We start from the raw sequence: 16,360 nt of genomic DNA, 5'->3' as shown, positions 1-16,360 counted from the left end.
TGCTGTGACCATCCAATTCGTCAACACCATCAAGATCAAGTTGCCCGAGCGTTTCAGCGACGCTTTTGCGCAGTCTGCCCAGGCCTATGTGCTGCGCCTGCAGCAGTCTTCTGGGTGCCATGACTATGTGCTGGTTCAAAGCACCCAGGATCGATGCCTTTGGTGGCTCAGCGGCTACTGGGAAAACCAACAGTTGATGGAGCGATCGTTCGAGGGCGCGGCCATGGCCGAGTTGCTGGACCAGTTGATCCTGCATGGCGCGAGCCTGAGCTTTGGCATGTTTGCCCATGGCATGGCTAAACCCCATGGCCATTGATGCTGAGCTACTGCAGCGCATAGACCTCAACAGCTTGCTGGCATTCTTGTTGATCTATCACGAGCACAGCGTGAGTCGTGCAGCCGAACAGCTAGGCATCACCCAGCCTGCGGTGAGCAACACGCTCGCCAAGCTGAGGCTGCATTTCGGCGACCCGTTGTTTGTCCGAGACGGCAACGCGCTGGTTCCCACTCCATTGGCCCAGCATATCGCCAAGGAACTGGGCCTGGCGTTCGAGCATATCCAGCGGTGCCTGAAGCAGGCTCGGCCGAGCCGCTGAGCACCGTTCACTCGCGCCGGGTAGTGCTGGGGCGTCGAGTGAACGGCATCGCACCGAACGCTAGCGGCCTTGCGGGGCTTGGAGCGTGCTCATGTCGATGACGAAGCGGTAACGCACATCGGCACGCTCCATGCGCTCGAACGCCTCGTTGATCTGATCCATGCGGATCATCTCGCACTCGGGAAGGATGTTCTTTTCCGCGCACAGGTCGAGCAGTTGCTGGGTTTCGCGAATACCGCCAATCGGCGAGCCCGCGACCCGGCGGCGGCCGCGAATCAATGGCACGGTGTTTTGCTCATCCATCGGCCCGAGCTGGCCAACCAGCACGAGCGTTGCATCGACGTCCAGCAACGGCAGGTAGGGATCCAGCGGGTGCTTGACCGGGACCGTATCGATGATCAGGTCGAAGCTGGAGGCGGCCGTGGCCATCTCTTGCGCATCGCTCGAGGACAACAGGCGCTTGGCCCCCAGGGCCAGGGCATCGGCTTGCTTGTCGCGGTTGCGACTGATCACGCTGACCTCGGCGCCCAGGCCTACCGCCAGTTTGACGGCCATATGACCCAGGCCACCGAGCCCGATCACACCGACCCGGCTGCCAGGCACCACATTCCAGGTGTGCAGGGGGGAATAGGTGGTGATGCCTGCGCACAGCAGCGGCGCAACCCTGGACAGGTCGAGGTTGTCAGGCACACGCAGCACGAATTCCTCGCGCACCACCAGGTGCTTGGAGTAGCCGCCGTAGGTCATTTCGCCGGTGATGCGGTCCTTGCTGTTGTAGGTTTCGGTGGCGCCTTCGCGACAGAACTGCTCTTCACCCTTGCGGCATTGATCGCAGCTCAGGCAGGCATCGACCAGGCAACCGACGGCGACTGCATCGCCAATCTTGTAGCGGCTGACTGCGCTGCCCACGGCGCTCACCCGCCCGACGATTTCGTGGCCGGGCAGGACCGGGTGGACCGCCCAGCCCCAGTCACTGCGCGCGGTATGCAGGTCGGAGTGGCAGACACCACAGTAGAGGACGTCCATGGCTACGTCGTTTGGCCGCAATTCACGGCGATTGAACGTCCACGGCGCGAGTGGGCTTTTTGGCGTCTGTGCTGCATAACCGATAGTAAGCATGGTGCACCTCGATGTTCAGACGAATTGAGTGGCGGCTCAATGCTAGACAACTTCGAGGTGCCGGATTGCAGTGCGTAGGTGCATAGGGTCGTAAGCTGGGCTCATGAATCGCTTGGCGTCACGCCTGCAGTACCTTGAACCCGTGGCTGCCATCGCGCTCCAGTTGCGCGACCAGCCCGAACTCCCAGTCCAGGTAACCCTGCATCGCCTCGCGCGGGTTGTCGGTGCCTTCATAAGGGCGGCGGTAACGGTCGCTGCGCGGCACGGCCAGGTGCGTCTCGCCGTCTTGCAGGGGCTTGCCCGCCGCTACCCAGCGGGCGGTGCCGCCTTGCAGCAGGTACACCGGTTTACGCGTCAGCGCCTGCAGGTCGACTGCGGCGAAGCGGGCCAGCAGGCTGCTGGCGCAGGTCAGCACATAGCGTTCGGCGACGGGAAGCGTCTCCAGTGCTTGCGCCAGCTGCGCGCGAATGACCCAGTGCGCACCGGGGATGTGGCGCTTGACGTAGTTGGCGCTGGCAGTGAAATCCAGCACCACGGTGGCGCTGTCGTCCAGCCAGGTAGCCAGTTGCTCCACATCGACTTCGGCGACCTGTGGCAACGTGGGCAGGGGTGGCTGCCAGTCGCCGGTTTCGCTGAAGTCGTCCGCGCTCAGCCCGTCGAGCACCGCCACCTGCCAGCCCATCTGGGCCAGCCAGGAGGCGCTCATATTGGCGCGCACGCCGTCGTCGTCCACCAGCACGATACGCGCGCCGCGTACGCTGGCCGTGTGATCGGTCTCTTGCACAAGCTGCCCGCCCGGCGTGCTGCGGCTGCCGGGCAGGTGCCCGGCGGCGTATTCCTCGGGGGTGCGCACATCGAACAGGTAGGTGGTGCGGTGATCGTCCGCCTGCCAGGCGGCGAGGCCTTGGCAATCCAGGCGCTGCACGCCTGCGCGGTCGGCCAGGCTGCGGGCGCGCTGGGCAGCGCTTTGGCGGGTGGTTTCGGATACTTCGGTAAAGCGCTGCGCCTGGCCGTGGGCCAAGGCCTGGCCGGCCAGGGTCCAGCCGATGGTGCCATTGCGCAGGGCCGCCACCGGGTTGGGAATGCCTGCGTTGAGCAGCGACTGGGTGCCGATGATGCTGCGGGTGCGCCCGGCGCAGTTGACGATGACCTGGGTGGCCGGGTTCGGGGCCAGCTCGGCCACCCGCAGCACCAGCTCGGCGCCCGGCACGCTGATGCCGCCGGGAATGCTCATGGTCTGGTACTCGTCGAAACGCCGGGCATCGAGCACCACCAGATCGGCCTTGGCATCGAGCAGCGCCTGCACCTGTTCGGACGGCAACGACGGCGTGTGGCGCACGCTCTCCACCAGCTCGCCAAAGGCCTTGCTCGGCACGTTGACGTCGCGAAACAGCTCGCCGCCCGCTTCACGCCAACCCGCCAGGCCTCCCTCGAGCACGGCCACATCGCTGTAGCCCAGGGCTTGCAAGCGCTCGGCAGCCAGCCTGGCCAGGCCTTCGCCGTCATCGTAGACAGTGATCGCAGTGGTGCGCCTAGGCACGCGGGCATAGGTTTCCAGCTCCAGTTTCGACAGCGGGATATTGGCCGCGAACAACGGGTGTTCCTGGGCGAAGGGGTCTTCTTCGCGTACATCGATCAGTGCGAGTTCCTGGCGGGCCAGCAAGGCCTGGCGGATGTCGTGGTAGCGGCGGGTGCTGAAGGTACTCATGGGGCAGGGTTCTCTTTGGACAGGTCCCAGAGGTTGGGCAGGAGGGTGTTGGAATAACCGGAAATGAAGGGCTTCTCGCTGCCATCGGGCAGGTACACGGCCCGGCTGACCGCGCCGATATTGGCGCCGTAGACGTGGATGCTGATCGACACGCGGTCATCGAAGGCGTTGCTGACCTGGTGGATATCGCCGATGCGTGGCGACACTGCCTCTACCTGGCCGGGCGCAAGGCGCACTGGCGCGCCACTGGGCTGCAAGGCGCCCTGGGCATCGCGGGCAAAGCCCTGGGCATGCTCGGCGCCGCGCAGCATGCCGATCAGGCCCCAGACCCGGTGGTCATGGATGGGCGTGGACTGCCCCGGCCCCCAGACGAAACTGACGATGGAGAAGCGCTGACGTGAATCGCAGTGCAGCAGGTACTGCTGGTAGCGCTGTGGGTCGGGTACGGCCAGGGCATCGGGCAGCCAGTCGTCGTGGGCCACCAGGTCTTGCAGCAGCCGTTGGCCGTGGTCGAGGAGGGTGGGCTCGTCGGGGTGGCGGTCCAGCAGGTCGGACAGCTCGCCGATGAAGTGGCGCAAGCGCGCAAGGTGCGGGGTGTCGCTCATGGTTCGGGCTCAGGCTGACAATCGTGAAGTCACCCTAGCAATTGCTTGAATATTCTCAAAATTCAAAATATTCATAAGCTAATATGCGCATTATGCATTTGTTCGGTGGGTGTTTTTATCTAAAAAATTTGCATGTAGCAGGCATTAGGTTATGCCTATAACGAATTTTACAGGGGGTCTTGAAGTCGCTAGCGTATAAGCAAGAACCTGCTTAGCTTCAAACGCTATAACACTTTCCATGGACCTCACCTGAACGGGAGAACGCCCCGCATGAGCGTGCAATTTATCGGCATGATCGGCCATCGGTCCGTGTCGGAAACCCTGGCTCCCAGTGGCCCGATCTTCGACAAAGCCTACATCACGCGCTTTGCCCAGGCCCATGAGCAGGCCGGCTTCGACCGAATTCTGGTGGGCTACTGGTCCGATCAGCCTGACGGCTTCCTGGTGACCGCGCTGGCCGGCCAGGCCACTTCTCGTATCCAGTTCCTGCTCGCCCATCGCCCCGGCTTCGTGGCGCCAACCCTGGCTGCCCGCAAGTTGGCGACGCTCGAACACCTGCTCGACGGGCGCCTGGCGGTGCATATCATCAGCGGCGGCAGCGACACCGAGCAGCGCAAGGACGGCGACCACCTGGCCCATGACCAGCGTTATGCGCGCAGCGATGAGTTCCTCGAGGTGGTGCGCCGGGTATGGACCGAGCAAGCGCCCTTCGACCATGTCGGCGAGCACTACCAGGTGGCCGGCGCGTTCTCGGCGATCAAGCCGTTGCAGCAGCCGCACCTGCCGATCTATTTCGGCGGCTCATCGCCTGCGGCTCTGGCGGTGGCGGGCAAGCATGCCGATGTGTATGCGCTGTGGGGCGAGTCGCTGGAGCAGACCGCCGAAACCATCGCGGCGGTGCGCGAGCAGGCGGCCCGCCATGGGCGCAGCGTGCAGTTCAGCGTGTCGTTCCGGCCGATCATCGCCGACACCGAGCAGGCCGCCTGGGCCAAAGCGCAGACGATCCTGGGCCAGGCCCGCGAGCGGCTGGCCGCCAATGGCCCGGTGATCGCCCACAAACCGCAGAGCGTGGGCGCACAACGCCTGCGCGACACCGTGGCCAAAGGCGAGCGGGTCGATGAGCGGCTGTGGACCGGCATCGCCGCGCTGGTCGGCGGCGGGCACAATTCCACCGCCCTGGTCGGCACCGCCGAGCAGGTGGCCGATGCCTTGCTGGCCTACTACGACCTGGGCGTAACCACGTTCCTGATCCGGGGCTTCGACCCGCTCGCCGATGCCGAGGACTACGGTCGCGAATTGATCCCGCTGACCCGCGCCAAAGTGGCCGCGCGCCACACCTGAATACGACCCCTTACCCCTGATACGAGACCGCACGCGCGGATCGCCCTGACATGCCCATCGTGGCATCTGGAGACGAACGTGCGTTACCTCAAGCAACTGGCCGCCGGTGTGCTGGCCACCTCCCTGAGCCTGGCCGCCAGCGCGCAAACCTTGGTGGTCGGAGACCAAAGCTTCAACGCCCGCGCCGTGATGGAGGCGGCCGGGGTGCTCGACGATGTGCCCTACACCCTGGAGTGGAAGCAGTTCACCGCAGGCTCGCCGGTGGCCGAGGCGCTCAATGTCGGCAGCCTCGACATCGGCCTGCTGGGCGATGCACCGCCGCTGTTCCTCGGCGCCCTGGGCGCGCCGATCAAGGTCATCGCGGTGTCGCGGCAGAACCTCGAAGGCGTGGCCATCCTGGCGCGCAAGGACTCTGACATCCACAGCCTGGCCGACCTCAAGGGCAAGCGGGCGGCGATCTGGAAAGGTTCGTGGAGCCAGCAGCTGCTGTTCACCGCCCTGGACAAGGCCGGCGTGCCGCGCGACGCCCTGGAGCTGCGCTACCTGAGCGCACTGGATGCCTCCCACGCGCTCGATGGCGGCTCGGTGGATGTGATCGCCACCTGGGAACCCTATGTCACCCAGCAAAAACGCCAGGGTGCACGGGTATTGGCCACTGCCGAAGGGCTGATTCCCGCGCAGAGTTTCGTGGTTGCAAATGCTCGCTCGGTAGAAGACAAGCGGGCGCAGATCGCCGATTTCCTCCAACGCCTGAAGAAAGCCCGCGACTGGACCCTGAGCGACCCGGCCCACACGTCGGCCTACGCCGACGCCTGGGCCAAGAGCACCCGCGCCGACCGCGAGATCGCCCGCGCCTGGTTTGCCCAGGCGCGCACCGACCTTGCGCCCCTCAACCCGCAGGTGGTGGTGGATGCGCAGAAGACCGTGGACTTCTTCGCAGGTCTCGGGCTGATCAAGGCCTACCCGGCCAGCAGCCTGTTCGATACCTCGTTCTCGCCGGCGCTGCAGGCCCCGGTGGTCAGCAAGCACTGATTCAGCCCTTTTCGCGGCGGTTCGGCGCCCCGACAAGCCCGCGAAGAGGGCTTCAAGGACAACCCAGGAGCCCTCATGACCAAACGACAGATCAAACTCGGTGCCCTGACCATGGGCTGCGGCGGCCCCGGCCGCCACAACCTGTGGCTGGACCCGCAACTGCCGGCCGATGCCAGCGTCAATATCGACTGGTACATCGATATCGCCCGCCAGGCCGAGGCGGCGCTGTTCGACCTGATCTTCATCGTCGACAGCCAATTCATCACCCCCGGTTCGCCCTCCCATTACCTCAACCGCCTGGAGCCGCTGACCCTGCTTTCGGCACTGGCGGTAAGCACCCGCCATATCGGCCTGGTCGGCACCCTCACCACCTCCTACAACGCGCCGTTCAACGTGGCCCGGCGCCTGGCCTCGCTGGACCTGATCAGCAAGGGCCGCGCAGGCTGGAACGTGGTCACCAGCGGTGATGCCGGCACCGCCGGCAACTATGGGCTGGACGAGCACTACGACTACGACACCCGCTATGCCCGCGCCCTGGAGCACGTCAAGGTGGTGCAGGGGTTGTGGCATTCCTACGAGGACGATGCCTTCGTGCGTGACCGCAGTACCGGCCAGTTCCTCGACCCGGCCAAACTGCATGCGCTGAACCACAAGGGCGAGTACTTCTCGGTGGTCGGCCCGCTGAACATCCAGCGCTCGCCCCAGGGCCAACCGGTGATCTTCCAGGCCGGTGACTCCGAGCAGGGGCGTGATCTGGGCGCTGCGAGCAGCGATGTGGTCTTCACCCATGCCGCCAGTATCGAGCAGGGCCAGGCGTTCTACCGCGACATCAAGGGCCGTGCCGCGCGCCTGGGGCGTGACCCGGAGCAATTGCTGGTGCTGCCCGGGGCCGAGATCTACGTCGGCGACAGCGATGAGCATGCGCGCGAGATCGAGCGCCATTACCACCAAGCCGACCACAGTTTCGAGCTGGCACTCAAGGAGTTCGGGCGCAACTTCGGCTGGCACGACTTCAGCCAGTACGACCTCGATGCGCCGTTCCCGCAGCAGAGCCTGGAGTACGCCCGCAGTAGCTTCTTCACCCAGGCCAAGCGTATTGCCGACCAGGCCAGGGCGCAGGGTTTCACCCTGCGCCAGGCGGTGGAGTTCGGTCGCCAGCTGCGTCCCGGCGCCTTCGTCGGCAGTGCCGAGACGGTGGCGGCGAAGATGGCCGAGTGGTTCGAGGCGCGGGCCCTGGATGGTTTCAATATCTACATTGGCCACCCTGGCCAGTTCCGTCGCTTCACTCAGGAGGTGGTGCCGTTGTTGCAGGAACGCGGGGTGTATCGCACCGCATATGAAGGCTCTACCTTGCGCGATAGCCTCGGGCTGTCGATACCGCGCTTCGTTCGCTAGAGATAGCGGTCAATCCTGGTAGCCCAGGCCGTCGCGCTCCAGTTGGCGGATCAGCGCATCCCAGTGCCGCTGGATGCCTTCGCCAAGGCCGTCGGAAAAGCGCTTGGACTGTTCATGCACCTTGGCGATGGCGGCGGGCGAGGCGTGTTGCAAGTGTTCGTTGCCGCCGGCCTGCGCGGCGATCTGGATCGCACAGGCCCGCTCCAGCCCGTGCAGCTCACGGAACGCGTGCTCGACACTGATGCCGCCGGTGAGCAGGCCGTGGTTGCGCAGGATGAGGATATTGCTGTCACCCAGGTTCGCCACCAACCGCGCCTGCTCGTCCAGGTCCAGCGCCACGCCCTCGTAGTCGTGGTAGACCACGCGGCTGTAGTAGGCCAGGGCATGCTGGGAAATCGGCAGCAGGCCATCGCGCTGGGCAGACACGGCAGCGCCATCGCGGGTATGGGTGTGCAGTACCGCCTTGAGGTCGGGACGGGCGCGGTGGATGGCGCTGTGGATGACATAGCCGGCCTGGTTGATGCCCAGGCCCAGCGGGTCGTCGATGATCGTGCCATCGACGTCCACCTTGACCAGGTTGGAGGCGTTGACTTCGTCGAACAACAAGCCGAAGGCGTTGATCAGGAAATGCTCCTGCGGGCCGGGTACGCGGGCAGAGAAGTGCGTGTAGATATGGTCGGTCCAGCGCAGTTGCGCCGCTAGGCGATAGGCCGCGGCCAGTTTGACCCGCACCTCCCATTCCTCTGCGCTGAAGCGGGCTCGGGGTAGGGCGGGTGGGGGGGGGGACAGTGAATGCATGTCGGCTCTCCTTAGGCTGGGCAATGGGCTGGAGGAACCCTATGCCGGGGCGTTGGAGGCTGTAAAAGGCTTTGTCGTTATATGCTAATTATTTGTTTTTAATGTTTTTAATAATGCGGTTTATTTATTTTGTGTCTGCAGCCGCAGCCCCGCGATTTCGCCGAACAGCTCCACAGGCTCCTGCAGGTTGCCCAGGTAACGGGGGTGGAACAGCCACAGGTCGACCTGTGGCTTGAAGTCACTGACGTTCAGCACTTCCAACTGCTCCAGATGACGGCTGCCCAGCAGCAACGGCTCGGGTACCAACCCCAGGCCCTGGCCATTGGCAACCAGCCCCAGTTGCAGCTCGGTGCCGAAGGTTTCCAGGCTGATCGACAGCGACAAACCCTGTTCGCTCAGGGCACGCTGCAAGCCTGCGCGAAAGCCGCAGCCATCAGGGTTGAGCACCCAGCCACGGGTGTAGCAATCACGCAGCTTGTAGCTGCGCTTGCCGGCGCTACCCTTGGCTGTCACCACGCGCAGCGGCATGCGGGCGATGGAGTGGCTGGCGATGCCTTCGGGGAAGATCTTGCCAGTAGGGAACAGCGCCGCCGCAGCGTCCAGCTCGCCGTTCTCCATGCGCGTGACCAAGCTGCTGCCCCAGCCGCTGGTGACCTGGGTACGCAGGTCCGGGTAGGTCTCGCGAATGCGTGCCAGGGCGTCGAGCAATACCACGTCGCCCAAGGTCTGCGGCACGCCCAGGCGCAAGGTGCCCGAGGGCGCGCCGTCGCTGGCTACCAACTCGCGCAGGGCGTCTATCTCGCGCAGTATCGCCTTGCACTGCTGGTACACGCGCAGGCCCATGGGCGTGGGCTTGAGTGGCTTGGTGTTGCGGTCCAGCAAGGTGGCGCCCAGGTCGTGCTCGAAGTTCTGCACCCGCCGCGTGATGGCCGGCTGGGTCAGTTGCAGGGCCTCGGCGGCGAGGTTGGTCGACTGGCAACGGATGACCGCCACGAAGGCGTCCATGTCATCGATTTTCATATTCGGCGCTCACATATTGAGACGATGGGACATGCCTGCGAAGAATAATCCTGTGAGCGTCTGCTGTCATGTGCGGGTTGGTACGCCATGTAAAGCATGCTTGACATTCGCTCTGGCAGTCGCCAATGTAAAACACCCTTTACATCGGAGGTTCCAAGCATGGGACGCAAGCGCTTTATCGTCGAGTTCTTCCTGGCCTTCCTCGCCTACGCGGCCTGTGTCGCGCTCAGCAGTTACCAGGTTGCCGTCAGCGAGGAAGGTGCAGGCAAGGTTGCCTGGGCCTTGCTGCCAGTGCCGTCGATGTTGCTGATCGCCTGGGTGGTGGTGCGCCAGTTGCGGGCGGTGGACGAACTGGCCCGGCGCATTCAATTCGATGCACTGGCATTGGCCTTCCTGCTCACTGCGCTGGTCACCTTCAGCTATGGCTTCCTGGAAACCGCCGGCTTCCCGCGCCTGTCGATGTTCATGGTCTGGCCGCTCATGGGGGTGTTGTGGATGGTTTGCACCATCATGGGTACGAGGCGCTACCGGTGAACAACCACATTCGTGCGCTACGTGCCGAGCAGGGCTGGTCCCAGGCGGAGCTGGCCGAGCGCCTGGGGGTGTCGCGCCAGACAGTCAATGCCATCGAGACCGGGCGCTACGACCCCAGTCTGCCACTGGCTTTCACTATTGCGCGGGTATTGGGCTTGGCGATCGAGCAAATCTTCGAACCCACTGAACCGGTACAGTGATGTGTACGGGAATAATTTAACCTAACTGTATCGCTCGAGAGGGCGCTCGGCTCCGTTAGTGTGTAGGCACGATAACCAGAAACCTGACGGAAACCTCGCCATGCTCGGCTCCTACGACCTGCTGACCGCCTTCGTGCTCTACGCCTTCGTGTCCTCCATCACCCCTGGCCCGAACAACACCATGTTGCTGGCCTCGGGGGTGAACTTCGGCGTGCGCCGCTCGATTCCCCATGCCCTGGGTATCAGCATCGGCTTCATGGTCATGGTCCTGGCGGTGGGCTTTGGCCTGGGCGAGCTGTTCAAGGCCTGGCCGCCGCTTTACACGGTCCTGCGCTACGTGGGCGCTACCTACTTGCTGTACCTGGCGTGGAAGATCGCTACCTCCGGGCCGATGTCCGGTGATACCGATGGCTCGCGCAAACCCTTGAGTTTCCTGGGCGCTGCGGCCTTCCAGTGGGTCAACCCGAAGGCCTGGGTCATGGCGATCGGCGCCATCACCACCTACACCCCGGCCCAGGGCTATGTGGTCAACGTCATCGTCATTGCCGCGCTGTTCGCTTTGGTCAACCTGCCCAGCGTCGGGATCTGGGTGATGTTTGGCAGTGCCTTGCGCCGTGTGCTGCAAAAGCCACGCTGGCTGATGCTGTTCAATGTCGTGATGGCCTTGTTGCTGGTTATTTCGTTGTATCCGCTGCTGTTTGTAGAATCGTCGTTTTCCTAGAACCACAAGCGCGGCGTACCGATGCAGTTTATTCCCTGGTCCCATGATTGCTCTGAAGGCTTCACCTTGCGCGGTTGGCGCACCCAGGCCACTGGCCGGCCCTTGCTGCATTTCCTGCACGGCAACGGCTTTTGCAGCCTGGCCTACCAGCCTTTGCTGCTGCGCCTGGGCGAGCACTTCGACCTGTGGCTCAGCGATGTCCAGGGCCATGGTGACAGCGATCACGGCGGTGTTTTCCGCGGCTGGAACCGCACCGCGGCGCTGGCGGTGGAGGCCTTCGAGTCCGGCAGGGGCGAGTATGGCGATGTGCAGCGCGTGGCGGTCGGCCATAGCTTCGGGGGTGTGCTGACCGGTCTTATCCTGGCCAGCCAGCCCGAGCTGTTCGCCCGGGCCGTGCTGCTCGACCCGGTGCTGTTCAGCCGACGCATGCTCGGGGTGATGGCTGCGGCAGCCATGGTTGGCCTGCACGGTCGGCACGCCCTGGCGCGCAAGGCCGCGACCCGGCGCAGCCACTGGCCGGACCGCGAGGCGGCGCTGGCCTCGTTGCAAGGGCGGGGGATCTTCAAGGGCTGGAGCGAAACTGCGCTGCATGCCTATATCGAACATGCCATCGGCGACCATGGCGAAGGGGTGGTGCTCAAGTGCCGCCCGAGCCGCGAGGTAGAGATTTTCAGCTCGTTCCCCGCACGCATGTGGCCGACTCTGGCGAGCATCGACACCCCGACGCTGATCCTGCATGGCGAACAGACCTACCCCTTCGTGCCCCGCTCGGTGCAGCGTCTGGTGGCGCTCAACGCCAAGATCAGCCAGCAGCAGGTGGCGGGCGGGCACTGCTTCATGCAGGAGGACCCGGCCATGGCGGCGGAGCGAGTACTGGCGTTCCTGCAGGGCTAAGCTGAAAAGGCCCCATTGCTGGGGCTTTTTTATCCATGGGCATTAGGCATTTCGCTGGCTGCCGGCATCCATGTCGGTATCGCCCCACGGACGCCAGTTGTCATTCTTGCGGTCATGCCCGTGAGGGCCTGGGCTGGTGGTGGAGCCTGCCAGGTGCTGTTCCCAGAGGTTCTTCTTGTCCGGGTCGCCATCCTTGTGCAGGTAGGGCGCCAGCCGCGACAGCGAGCTGCCTTTGTGGTCCTCGGTTTCCTGGAAGTGCTGCCACTCGGCGGACTGGTAGTCGAACATCGACTTGTCGTCCGGTGTATCGCGGTCACCATACATGTAGGTGGCGTAGCGCGCGTATTCCAGCTTGTCGCCCCAGTCGTCCTTGGTCACCCCGGCGCCGGCCAGGTCCTTGAAGAACTGCCCCTGGGAGTCGGTCAGCTTCTGCATCTTGGCGTGCTCCACCGCTTCGGCAATCAGGGTGCCGGCCACCCCGAACACCACACCGGCCACGGCGAACACGGGCCCGGCGATACGTGAACCCATGGCCAGGCCACGCACCACGGTGGAAGCCACGTCCCCCGCCAGCTTGCCGGCCAGGTGCGCGCCTTTGGGGGCGAACATCGCGATGGTGTTGGACACCGCCATGCCGGTGCCGGAGATACCGGCGCCCAGGGAGATACCTGCGTCGGCCTTCTCCAGCGCGGTCTTGGCGTTCTTCAGTTTGCGCGCGCCGGACACGATGTCCATCACGCCGCCGGTCAGGTCCAGGCCCGAGCCGCCCATGAAACGCAGGAACGAGCGCCCGGCAGCGGCAGCGAAGCTGGGCTTCTTGGCATCCGGCGCGCCGCCAGGGATGTCCTTGACCCCCATCTTCTCGCCCAGCGACTTGACGGTCTGGTCGTATTCCTTGAGCTCGGTGGGCGTAAGGTTGCCGACGTCGAGCTTGTCGAGGGTCGCGGAGGCGCTTTTGACGCGGTTGGAGATCGCGTCGGCGAGGGCATCGGAGGTGCCGATCTTGTCTTTGCCCCAGACGTCCGGGAAGTTTTCGTCCAGCAGGCCGAGCCACTGGGTGGCGTTGACCTTGGGTTTCTGCTTGCCGTCGACATCCACGGCTGGGTCGAAGGAATGCTTGCCACCCAGGGTCTCGACGATGTTCGAGCCGAACTTGAGGAAGTCGTTGGTGGAACTCAGGCCACCGACCAAGTCGCGTACGGCCGCCAGTTTCTGGTCATCGGTCATGTCGTTCCAGCCGCCGCCATTGGCCAGTTGCATGGCGCTGCTGACAATGTTCATGGTGCCGGACATGGCGCCCAGCGAGCCGGTGGAACTGGCGGTGTGCAGCAGCTTCTTCAGCGAGCCTGCGGTTTCCTCGCGGTTGTTGGCCAGGCCCTTGAGCTGGTTGTCGACCACCTTGTCGATGGCGCCGGCATCGCCACTTTGTGCGGCCAAGCGCACGGCGGCGGCGATCTTGCTGTTTTCGCCCGGTGTCAGGCCCTTGATGTGGCCATCGAGGATATCCACCTCATCCAGCATTTTCTTGTACAGGTCGTAACTCTTGTCGCCCTTGTCCAAACCGCCCAGGACCGCGTTGATGCCGCCCTTGAGGATGGTGACGGTCAGGCGCAGGCCCGTCTCGGCGTTTTCTGGCTCGATCTTGTCGGGGTTCTCGATGTAGGTGTTGAGCTGGTGCGTCATCATGTTCTGGTCGAAGGTCTGGCGGCGCGCGGCGTAGCTGTCCGGTTCCAGGATGCGCAGTGACTCGAAGTAGCGGTCTACGTCCAGCTCGGCGATTTCCACCTTCTTCGGATCGCCCGAGTCGTTCATGGCGATCACGTAGTCTTCGAAGTCGAGGTTGGCATCGCGGCTGCCTTCCTTGAACAGGGCCGGGAACACCTGCTCGCGGACTTCCGTCAGGCGCTCCTCCGACAGGCCGCTGACGCTGTGTTTGAGCTCCTTGTCGTATCGCTCCTTGATGCTCTCCTTGCTCATCAGGGTGGAGATTTCCTTGGCCAGTTTGTCCTCGTCGACGATTTCCTTGACGTCGTGGCCTGTGAGTTTGGTTGGGCTTTTGTCGGACTCGCGGTAGGTACCGCTGCCCAGGTTGATGCCCTCGGCATAGCCATACAGTTCGTAGCCGTTGTCGAGCGAGGCCTGGGCCTCCATCAGCTTGACCAGCTTGGCTTCGTCGGAGTTCTCGGCCAGCTTGCCGTTCTTGATGTCTTCCTTGATGTTGTTGACGAAGTTCTCGGCTGTCTGGCCGCCGACGGTCTTGTCGTTGGTCAGCTCCATGTCCATCAAGCCTTCGGCGCCGAAGGTCGGGATCTGGTACTTGTCGCGCAGCGCTTGTACGTCTTCTGGTTCGTCGGGTGGCGGCGCCTTGTCGGTGTGGGTCTTGGGCTTGACGTGGATCAGGTCGCCCTTGAGGCTCGAATAGCCGTACTTGCCGAAGTCCTGTAGGCGCCCGGCCTCGGTACCGTGGCGGGCTTCCTTGTCCTTGGTAAAGCCATTGATCTTGTCGTCGTCGCGGTCCTTGGACTTTTCGATCAGCTTGCCGTTCTCATCCAGCTTGGTCACGTGCTCGACGACCTGGCTCGCGCGGTAGGCGGCATCCGGGTCTTTCTCGAAGTCGCCGACCTGTTTCTTGAGGTTGTCCTTTACATTGCTCTGGTTGCCCAGGTACTTGAGCAGCGGGGTGTCGTCGATGATCTGCTGGGCGCTGCGAGTATCGCCCTCCGGGCGCTTCTGGTTCTTGCCCAGGTCCGACTTCACCACTTCGCCCTTCAGGCTCGAATAGCCGTACTTGCCGAAGTCCTGCAGGCGCCCGGCCTCGGTGCCGTGGCGGGCTTCCTTGTCCTTGGTGAAACCGTCGATCTTTTCGTTGCCGATATTGGTGCTGTCGACCTGGTTGCCGTTCTCGTCGATGCGCTCGACATGTTCGAGCACTTTCGAAGCGCGGTAGGCGGCGTCGGGGTCGGTGTCGAAGTCGCCGACCTGCTTCTTGAGGTTGTCCTTCACGCCGCTCTGGTTGCCCAGGTATTTGAGCAGCGGGGTGTCGTCGATGATCTGCTGGGCGGTGCGGGTGTCGCCTTCCGGACGTTTCATGCCCCTGCCCAGTTCGTCGGTGGGAGGCTTTTTCGGCGCTTTCGAAGTGGCACGGTCGACTTCCTTGTCGAAGGCGGCGTTGTTGTTCTTGGCGCCAATGGCGTCCTTGGAAGGCGTGCTTTCTACCTTGGTTGTCATCGTGACTCTCCGGATAAAGACCTCGAACAAGATGTGACGTGCCTGAGCGGCGTAAAGGCTGGGGTAATGGCCTTCGGTCCGCAACTTAACAGCCGAGATGCGGCTTGGACGTCATCGTTCGCAGAACTTCGCGACAATTCACAATGTTTCACGGGGTGGAGTCAGGGCCGGATCTTGCTAAAGCTCAACCGTTTCAGTCGATGCGCCGACCGCCCGTCGCTTGCTGTCACTATCCGATCGAACGGGGCAGGATAGTGGAGGTTCTTCCGCTAAGGTGCTAGAGGAGCTTGCGAACGAACCTCAGCCTTGGGCGAATGGACCTGCGCCCTGGCTGCGCAATGCTGATTGGCACCCCGCCTGAAAAGCGCGTACACCCCATAACAGGCCATCCAGTACAGAGAGGGTCGTGACATGTCGTTGATAGGTGTTTCGCTGTTGGAAATGCGGCAGTTGATCGAGCAGGCCTGTCTGCCCGACCGTTGCGAGGTGTCCTGCACGGATGGCTGCAACCTGGATATTCGCCTGGGTCAAGGCCAGAGCATGGAAGGCTGCCTGAGCGTCACTGGCGTGCCGTTGGCCAGCCTCAACAGCTGCCGTGATGTCGCCGAGTTGGTGGCGCACCTGCGTCAGGAGCAGCGCCTGGCCCATCCGCCAGCGCTCAAAGCCACTGCTTGAGTAGCCTCTTCCCAGCAGGCCGCCCTGGTATCTAGCGCGGTAACAGGGCGCGCTTTGCGTGGATGCCTGCCTACTGCAGCTCCAGCAGCAGGTTAAGTCCCCCATCACCACACTTGCCGTGATCGCGCACTACCCCGCGATAGCTGCGCCCGTCCCAGACGAAAGCCACGCTATGGGCGCGGTCGACCTTCTCGGGCAGCGGCGGCAAGATGTGCAGGCGCAGGGCTGGACGGCCTTGCAGGCTGAGGGCTGCAAGCTGCACATGACATTCCACACTGCGGGCCACGGGGCCGAAAAGCGTGTCACGTACGTAGTCCAGTTGCAGTGCGGTGCTGGGGCTAGGGCGAGGCATTTTCATGGATGCGTCGGCCGGGCGAGGGTGGAGTTGCACATTGAACGGGCTCCTTGTGCGAACGTGCATCACTCTTTCGAAAGGCAAACGGCGAGGATGTTCAAAGTTTCTTTGCCGAATATGACGGCGTAGCAGTTAATGC

General features: G+C 63.6%; 17 protein-coding genes. 10 read left to right on the top strand and 7 right to left on the bottom strand.

The genetic code is table 11. The features are described from left to right. The first annotated feature begins 4 nt into the window (after positions 1–4). Both ACQKPE_RS10935 and ACQKPE_RS10930 read left to right on the top strand, forming a co-directional pair. The gene (locus tag ACQKPE_RS10935) at positions 5–316 is read left to right on the top strand and encodes an antibiotic biosynthesis monooxygenase (RefSeq protein ID WP_427665692.1); all 312 of its coding nucleotides are present in this window, start codon (positions 5–7) and stop codon (positions 314–316) included. Further along, positions 306–596, top strand: a complete 291-nt coding sequence (locus ACQKPE_RS10930; protein WP_427665691.1) for a LysR family transcriptional regulator — start codon at positions 306–308, stop codon at positions 594–596. The genes ACQKPE_RS10935 and ACQKPE_RS10930 overlap by 11 nt, the downstream gene beginning before the upstream one ends. 60 nt (positions 597–656) lie before the next feature. On the opposite strand, the gene ACQKPE_RS10925 is transcribed toward ACQKPE_RS10930, so the two are convergent. From ACQKPE_RS10925 to ACQKPE_RS10915, 3 genes are all read right to left on the bottom strand, one after another. Continuing rightward, a complete protein-coding gene (locus ACQKPE_RS10925) occupies positions 657–1,715 on the bottom strand; it encodes an NAD(P)-dependent alcohol dehydrogenase (protein ID WP_427665690.1) in 1,059 nt (352 codons plus the stop codon). Positions 1,716–1,833: 118 nt separating this feature from the next. Then, positions 1,834–3,423, bottom strand: coding sequence for a rhodanese-related sulfurtransferase (locus ACQKPE_RS10920; protein WP_427665688.1), 1,590 nt, complete (start codon positions 3,421–3,423; stop codon positions 1,834–1,836). Then, on the bottom strand, positions 3,420–4,028 hold the full coding sequence (locus tag ACQKPE_RS10915; RefSeq protein ID WP_427665687.1) for a cysteine dioxygenase: 609 nt from the start codon (positions 4,026–4,028) through the stop codon (positions 3,420–3,422). Before ACQKPE_RS10915 ends, ACQKPE_RS10920 begins: the two co-directional genes overlap by 4 nt. A 270-nt stretch (positions 4,029–4,298) precedes the next feature. On the opposite strand from ACQKPE_RS10915, the gene ACQKPE_RS10910 reads away from it, so the two are divergent. From ACQKPE_RS10910 to ACQKPE_RS10900, 3 genes are all read left to right on the top strand, one after another. Further along, positions 4,299–5,369, top strand: coding sequence for an LLM class flavin-dependent oxidoreductase (locus tag ACQKPE_RS10910; RefSeq protein ID WP_427665686.1), 1,071 nt, complete (start codon positions 4,299–4,301; stop codon positions 5,367–5,369). 78 nt (positions 5,370–5,447) lie between these two features. Further along, the gene (locus tag ACQKPE_RS10905; RefSeq protein WP_427665684.1) at positions 5,448–6,401 is read left to right on the top strand and encodes an ABC transporter substrate-binding protein; all 954 of its coding nucleotides are present in this window, start codon (positions 5,448–5,450) and stop codon (positions 6,399–6,401) included. Between the two features lie 75 nt (positions 6,402–6,476). Continuing rightward, on the top strand, positions 6,477–7,796 hold the full coding sequence (locus tag ACQKPE_RS10900; protein WP_427665682.1) for an LLM class flavin-dependent oxidoreductase: 1,320 nt from the start codon (positions 6,477–6,479) through the stop codon (positions 7,794–7,796). A 9-nt stretch (positions 7,797–7,805) separates the two neighbouring features. Here ACQKPE_RS10900 and ACQKPE_RS10895 read toward each other — a convergent pair whose 3' ends face one another. Continuing rightward, positions 7,806–8,594, bottom strand: a complete 789-nt coding sequence (locus ACQKPE_RS10895; RefSeq protein ID WP_427665681.1) for a class II aldolase/adducin family protein — start codon at positions 8,592–8,594, stop codon at positions 7,806–7,808. Positions 8,595–8,714: 120 nt separating this feature from the next. Then, positions 8,715–9,614: a LysR family transcriptional regulator gene (locus ACQKPE_RS10890; protein WP_427665679.1), complete on the bottom strand. Its 900-nt coding sequence runs from the start codon at positions 9,612–9,614 to the stop codon at positions 8,715–8,717. A 159-nt stretch (positions 9,615–9,773) separates the two neighbouring features. Here ACQKPE_RS10890 and ACQKPE_RS10885 point away from each other — a divergent pair, with 159 nt between their 5' ends. From ACQKPE_RS10885 to ACQKPE_RS10870, 4 genes are all read left to right on the top strand, one after another. Next, positions 9,774–10,148 (top strand): hypothetical protein, encoded by a 375-nt coding sequence (locus tag ACQKPE_RS10885; protein WP_427665678.1) that lies wholly within the window; start codon positions 9,774–9,776, stop codon positions 10,146–10,148. Next, positions 10,145–10,348: a helix-turn-helix transcriptional regulator gene (locus ACQKPE_RS10880; protein WP_427665676.1), complete on the top strand. Its 204-nt coding sequence runs from the start codon at positions 10,145–10,147 to the stop codon at positions 10,346–10,348. The genes ACQKPE_RS10885 and ACQKPE_RS10880 overlap by 4 nt, the downstream gene beginning before the upstream one ends. 100 nt (positions 10,349–10,448) lie before the next feature. Beyond that, the gene (locus ACQKPE_RS10875) at positions 10,449–11,069 is read left to right on the top strand and encodes a LysE family translocator (RefSeq protein ID WP_427665674.1); all 621 of its coding nucleotides are present in this window, start codon (positions 10,449–10,451) and stop codon (positions 11,067–11,069) included. A gap of 21 nt (positions 11,070–11,090) precedes the next feature. Continuing rightward, positions 11,091–11,963, top strand: a complete 873-nt coding sequence (locus tag ACQKPE_RS10870; protein WP_427665672.1) for an alpha/beta fold hydrolase — start codon at positions 11,091–11,093, stop codon at positions 11,961–11,963. A gap of 42 nt (positions 11,964–12,005) precedes the next feature. Here the strand turns inward: ACQKPE_RS10870 and ACQKPE_RS10865 are convergent, their stop codons facing one another. Then, positions 12,006–15,191, bottom strand: a complete 3,186-nt coding sequence (locus tag ACQKPE_RS10865) for a hypothetical protein (RefSeq protein ID WP_427665671.1) — start codon at positions 15,189–15,191, stop codon at positions 12,006–12,008. A 411-nt stretch (positions 15,192–15,602) separates the two neighbouring features. On the opposite strand from ACQKPE_RS10865, the gene ACQKPE_RS10860 reads away from it, so the two are divergent. After that, positions 15,603–15,866 (top strand): DUF1652 domain-containing protein, encoded by a 264-nt coding sequence (locus tag ACQKPE_RS10860; protein ID WP_427665669.1) that lies wholly within the window; start codon positions 15,603–15,605, stop codon positions 15,864–15,866. Between the two features lie 70 nt (positions 15,867–15,936). Here the strand turns inward: ACQKPE_RS10860 and ACQKPE_RS10855 are convergent, their stop codons facing one another. Continuing rightward, positions 15,937–16,224 carry a hypothetical protein gene (locus ACQKPE_RS10855; RefSeq protein WP_427665667.1) on the bottom strand — a complete coding sequence of 96 codons (288 nt, stop codon included), beginning with the start codon at positions 16,222–16,224 and terminating at the stop codon, positions 15,937–15,939. Positions 16,225–16,360 lie beyond the last annotated feature (136 nt).

It is taken from the genome of Pseudomonas sp. NPDC089554, from assembly GCF_050280645.1.
Lineage (GTDB): Bacteria > Pseudomonadota > Gammaproteobacteria > Pseudomonadales > Pseudomonadaceae > Aquipseudomonas.
The sequence above is the reverse complement of the archived record's forward strand: the minus strand, read 5'-3'. Positions and strand labels throughout refer to the sequence as shown.

Bases quoted from the DNA above. Each gene is read 5' to 3' on its own strand.
- ACQKPE_RS10930 (WP_427665691.1), top strand. From the start codon at position 306: ATGGCCATTGATGCTGAGCTACTGCAGCGCATAGACCTCAACAGCTTG.
- ACQKPE_RS10925 (WP_427665690.1), bottom strand. From the start codon at position 1,715: ATGCTTACTATCGGTTATGCAGCACAGACGCCAAAAAGCCCACTCGCG.
- ACQKPE_RS10920 (WP_427665688.1), bottom strand. From the start codon at position 3,423: ATGAGTACCTTCAGCACCCGCCGCTACCACGACATCCGCCAGGCCTTG.
- ACQKPE_RS10915 (WP_427665687.1), bottom strand. From the start codon at position 4,028: ATGAGCGACACCCCGCACCTTGCGCGCTTGCGCCACTTCATCGGCGAG.
- ACQKPE_RS10910 (WP_427665686.1), top strand. From the start codon at position 4,299: ATGAGCGTGCAATTTATCGGCATGATCGGCCATCGGTCCGTGTCGGAA.
- ACQKPE_RS10900 (WP_427665682.1), top strand. From the start codon at position 6,477: ATGACCAAACGACAGATCAAACTCGGTGCCCTGACCATGGGCTGCGGC.
- ACQKPE_RS10895 (WP_427665681.1), bottom strand. From the start codon at position 8,594: ATGCATTCACTGTCCCCCCCCCCACCCGCCCTACCCCGAGCCCGCTTC.
- ACQKPE_RS10890 (WP_427665679.1), bottom strand. From the start codon at position 9,614: ATGAAAATCGATGACATGGACGCCTTCGTGGCGGTCATCCGTTGCCAG.
- ACQKPE_RS10885 (WP_427665678.1), top strand. From the start codon at position 9,774: ATGGGACGCAAGCGCTTTATCGTCGAGTTCTTCCTGGCCTTCCTCGCC.
- ACQKPE_RS10875 (WP_427665674.1), top strand. From the start codon at position 10,449: ATGCTCGGCTCCTACGACCTGCTGACCGCCTTCGTGCTCTACGCCTTC.
- ACQKPE_RS10870 (WP_427665672.1), top strand. From the start codon at position 11,091: ATGCAGTTTATTCCCTGGTCCCATGATTGCTCTGAAGGCTTCACCTTG.
- ACQKPE_RS10865 (WP_427665671.1), bottom strand. From the start codon at position 15,191: ATGACAACCAAGGTAGAAAGCACGCCTTCCAAGGACGCCATTGGCGCC.
- ACQKPE_RS10860 (WP_427665669.1), top strand. From the start codon at position 15,603: ATGTCGTTGATAGGTGTTTCGCTGTTGGAAATGCGGCAGTTGATCGAG.
- ACQKPE_RS10855 (WP_427665667.1), bottom strand. From the start codon at position 16,224: ATGAAAATGCCTCGCCCTAGCCCCAGCACCGCACTGCAACTGGACTAC.